This is a genomic window from Faecalicatena contorta (assembly GCF_021531995.1).
GTDB lineage: Bacteria > Bacillota > Clostridia > Lachnospirales > Lachnospiraceae > Dorea_A > Dorea_A contorta_A.
This window is the reverse complement of record NZ_JAFBIZ010000174.1, coordinates 1-3,309: the sequence shown is the minus strand read 5'-3', so window position 1 is coordinate 3,309 and position 3,309 is coordinate 1. Positions and strand designations below refer to the sequence as shown.

At 41.6% G+C, this 3,309-nt stretch carries 3 protein-coding genes and 1 riboswitch; of the genes, 1 reads left to right on the top strand and 2 read right to left on the bottom strand.

Annotation, left to right across the window (positions count from 1 at the left end; all coding sequences use genetic code 11):
- Positions 1-48: 48 nt before the first annotated feature.
- A complete protein-coding gene (locus JQM82_RS14695; RefSeq protein WP_235251150.1) occupies positions 49-282 on the bottom strand; it encodes a hypothetical protein in 234 nt (77 codons plus the stop codon).
- Positions 283-410: 128 nt separating this feature from the next.
- Between JQM82_RS14695 and coaBC the strand changes: the two genes are divergently transcribed.
- On the top strand, positions 411-1,628 hold the full coding sequence (gene coaBC / locus JQM82_RS14690; protein WP_235251149.1) for a bifunctional phosphopantothenoylcysteine decarboxylase/phosphopantothenate--cysteine ligase CoaBC: 1,218 nt from the start codon (positions 411-413) through the stop codon (positions 1,626-1,628).
- Between the two features lie 81 nt (positions 1,629-1,709).
- On the opposite strand, the gene thiC is transcribed toward coaBC, so the two are convergent.
- Positions 1,710-3,014: a phosphomethylpyrimidine synthase ThiC gene (gene thiC, locus JQM82_RS14685; RefSeq protein ID WP_235251147.1), complete on the bottom strand. Its 1,305-nt coding sequence runs from the start codon at positions 3,012-3,014 to the stop codon at positions 1,710-1,712.
- A 132-nt stretch (positions 3,015-3,146) separates the two neighbouring features.
- Positions 3,147-3,255, bottom strand: a riboswitch (TPP riboswitch).
- Positions 3,256-3,309: the final 54 nt, after the last annotated feature.

The following is a 3,309-nucleotide window of genomic DNA, read 5'->3' as shown; positions in this document are numbered from 1 at the left end:
ATTATATATTATGCGCGTTTTCTTCCATTGGTACTCTGGAAGATTTGGTTAAATATTTTCTTCTGTAATTTTTTCTTTTATATCTCGGATTCCAGCCGGAATACGTTGTTCGTATCCAATCTGTTCCATTTTTTCATTTATCAAACCAATAACCAATTGATTTACATTTTTATATGCTTTATCCACATCAAAAATTGTACTTTTTTCTGAAAGCAAATTGCCGCCATAAGCGCAACACTGACCATCCAACACCTTTTGTAACAAGTATAAAAATGAATACATGAGATCTTTTTCATTATTTTCGCAACTCCTGCCAGTAATTCTTGCAAGATATTTCAAAAAAAGATATAGTGTTAGTACAGGTCATTAACCTGAATAAAATGAACTATGTGAAATGAGGATATCGAACTATGTTAAAAGGAAAAACAGTCCTTCTTGGAGTAACCGGCGGCATTGCATCCTATAAAAGTGCCTCTTTAGCCAGTCTTCTGGTAAAATCAGGCGCCCAGGTACACGTCTTAATGACAGAGAATGCTAAAAATTTTATCAACCCGATTACTTTCGAAACTCTGACTGGACATAAATGTCTTACCGACACCTTTGACCGAAATTTTGAATTCAATGTCGAACATGTGGCTTTGGCCAAAAAAGCCGATCTGGTCATGATTGCACCTGCAACTGCCAATGTCATTGCAAAACTGGCCCATGGAATTGCTGACGATATGTTGACCACTACCATACTTGCATGTCGCTGTCCCAAGATCATCGCTCCGGCTATGAACACCGCTATGTATGAAAATCAAATCACACAGGACAATATGAATCTTTTGAGGAAGTATGGCATGGAGGTAATCACTCCTGCCTGTGGTCACCTTGCCTGCGGAGACACCGGTGCGGGTAAAATGCCGGAACCGGAAACTCTGATTCAATATATCTACCGGGAACTTGCTCATAAAAAGGATATGAAAGGATTGAAGGTTCTCGTCACTGCAGGCCCAACACAGGAATCTATCGATCCGGTTCGCTATATTACCAATCATTCTTCCGGGAAAATGGGATACTGTATTGCGAGAGCCTGTATGCTGCGTGGCGCAGACGTTACACTTGTCAGTGGCAAGACTGCGCTCACTCCTCCTATGTTTGTAAATGTTGTACCGGTAGTATCTGCAAGAGACATGTATGAAGCCGTTACTTCCAGAAGTAATGATATGAATATTATTATCAAAGCTGCTGCTGTGGCAGACTACCGTCCAGCTTCTGTTGCAGATGAAAAAATGAAAAAAGCCGATGCTGAACTATCCATTTCACTGGAACGTACAGATGATATCTTAAAATATCTTGGCGATCATAAAACTTCCGATCAATTTCTGTGTGGTTTTTCTATGGAAACGCAGAACATGCTTGAAAATTCAAAAAAGAAACTTGTAAAGAAAAATTTGGACATGATTGTAGCTAACAACCTTAAGGTAAAAGGAGCCGGATTTGAAACGGACACGAATATTGTAACCATGATCACTCCTGATTCTGTATGTGAACTTGAATTAATGAGTAAAGAAGACGTGGCATTTCGCCTGACAGACAAGATTCTGGAATTAATGGATTCCCCCAAAAAAGCATCCCGGGAATAACACTCTCTATCCATCAACCAGATCACAATAATTCTGATATAAGAGCAGGGAACAGCATTACTTTGTTCCCTGCTCTTAATTTTACAAAATATCTATATGTTCTCCTGCAAGTGCTTTATTCATACTGCGGACTGCACAGAATTTTCCGCACATAGAGCAGGTATCATCGTACTCTGGTTTCCGTTCATTCCAAATTCTCTTCGCCGTCTCAGGATCCATCGCACATGCCCATTGTGCTTCCCAGTCAAGCACACGCCTGGCATCAGCCATCCGGTCATCGATTTCTCTGGCACCTCTGACACCTTTTGCTATATCAGCTGCATGAGCTGCTATCTTTGATGCAATAATCCCCTGTTTAACATCATCTACATTTGGAAGCGCAAGATGTTCTGCCGGTGTCACATAACACAGAAATGCAGCACCGGAAGCAGCCGCAATTGCTCCTCCTATTGCAGAAGTAATGTGGTCATATCCCGGAGCAATATCCGTAACCAGAGGCCCAAGTACATAGAATGGAGCTCCCTGACAGATGGTTTGCTGTATCTTCATGTTCGCCGCAATCTGATCCATCGGCATGTGTCCCGGGCCTTCCACCATCACCTGCACATCTTTCTCCCATGCACGTTTCGTAAGTTCCCCCAGACGGACCAGTTCTTCAATCTGACAAACATCAGAAGCATCCGCAAGACATCCCGGACGGCATGCATCTCCCAGAGAAATGGTCACATCATACTCCCGACAGATATCCAGAATCTCATCATAGTATTCATAGAATGGATTTTCCTCACCAGTCATACACATCCATGCAAACACCAGCGAACCTCCTCGGGAAACGATGTTCATCTTTCTCTTATGATTTCGAATCTGATCAATCGTCTTTCTGGTAATTCCACAATGTAAAGTCACAAAATCGACTCCATCCTCGGCATGCAGACGTACTACATCTATGAAATCCTTCGCTGTCAGCGTATCCAGATCTCTTTGATAATGAATGACAGAATCATATACCGGAACAGTTCCAATCATTGCAGGACATTCACTGGTTAATTTTCTTCGAAATGGAATCGTATCTCCATGTGAAGACAGGTCCATAATTGCATGTGCCCCCATATTAACTGCTTCCATAACTTTTTCCATCTCAACATTATAGTCCTTACAATCTCTGGATACGCCCAGATTCACATTGATCTTTGTTCTGAGCATGGAGCCTACACCTTCCGGATTCAGACACTTGTGCTTCTTGTTTGCACAGATTGCAACTTTTCCAGATGCAACCAGCGGCATCAATTCTTCTGTCGTCATCTGCTCTTTTTTTGCAACAATCTCCAGTTCTTTTGTTACGATTCCCTTTTTTGCAGCTTCCATTTGTGTTGTGTACTCTCTCATTTGTTTACTCCTTTCTCCATATATAATAAATGAGATTTCCCTGCGGCATGCACTTTTCGGAGGGGTACATCTGTCGAAAATGACAGAAAAGGCTGTTGCAATGCACTCGCATTACAGCAGCCAGAAATAATTCTAAAAAATACTGTATATCCCTACGTTGGCATTATCCAAATCAGGTTATGGGTCAAAGCAACACAGCTTACTCTCAGCCTACTTTCCGTAAGCACCCCGTTTTTACTTTTTTATTATACAATACCATGTTCTGATTTACAACTGTATTCTTCTTGTCCATCGC

Coding starts and splice junctions, on each gene's coding strand:
- JQM82_RS14695 (WP_235251150.1), bottom strand. CDS start 282: ATGTATTCATTTTTATACTTGTTACAAAAGGTGTTGGATGGTCAGTGT.
- coaBC (WP_235251149.1), top strand. CDS start 411: ATGTTAAAAGGAAAAACAGTCCTTCTTGGAGTAACCGGCGGCATTGCA.
- thiC (WP_235251147.1), bottom strand. CDS start 3,014: ATGAGAGAGTACACAACACAAATGGAAGCTGCAAAAAAGGGAATCGTA.